Here is a 653-nt window from a genome sequence, read left to right on the forward strand (position 1 = left end):
TGTAGAGGCCGACGATATCCTCGACCTTGCTGGCGAAGGCGGGATCGGTCGAGCGTTTGAAGGTGCGCAGGCGGTGCGGCTGCAGGCGGTTGGCCTGCCAGATCCGCTGTACCGCGCTCAGGCTGATACCGACCTTCTTGGCCATGGCCCGTCCGGTCCAGTGGGTGACGGCCCCGGGCGGCTCTGCGCAGGTCAGCGCCAGCACCTTGGCGACCGTCGCCGTGGCCAGCGGCGCCCGGCCGGGTTTGCGCGTCTTGTCGCGCATCAGACCATCGACGCCCTGCTCGGCGTAGCGCCGCTGCCAGCGCCACACCGCAGGGCGGCTCACACCCACGCGGCGGGCCACCTCCAGGACTGACCCTCCCCCGTGTTGGTGGACACCTCAGATAAGCTCCTGCGGGAGCGAGGTGCCCTGATGACGAGCAAGACGCGACGGGAGTTTACGGAGGAGTTCAAGCGGGAGGCGGTGTTGCTGCTGGAGAGCAGCGGCCGCCCTCTGATGCAGGTGGCGAGGGAGTTTGGGATCGAGCCATCGATGCTGCGGAACTGGCGGGCGCGAGGTCATGGACCAGCGGGATTGGCTGCAGGGCAAGGGGGCACTGGCAAGGTAACGCTGCCCGCTTCACCGGAGCAGGCCGAGATCCGACAGCTTC

At 68.5% G+C, this 653-nt stretch carries 1 protein-coding gene and 1 pseudogene; one reads left to right on the top strand and one right to left on the bottom strand.

Translation table 11 applies throughout. From position 1 onward, the window contains the following. Nucleotides 1-355 (bottom strand): annotated as a pseudogene (locus EAH89_RS31035) (helix-turn-helix domain-containing protein); the annotation flags it as partial. Nucleotides 356-415: 60 nt separating this feature from the next. On the opposite strand from EAH89_RS31035, the gene EAH89_RS32975 reads away from it, so the two are divergent. After that, on the top strand, nt 416-653 hold a 238-nt coding region (locus EAH89_RS32975; RefSeq protein ID WP_241667278.1), incomplete at its 3' end, for a transposase.

The sequence above is a fragment of the Muricoccus nepalensis genome (assembly GCF_006438825.1).
Taxonomy (GTDB): domain Bacteria; phylum Pseudomonadota; class Alphaproteobacteria; order Acetobacterales; family Acetobacteraceae; genus Roseomonas; species Roseomonas nepalensis.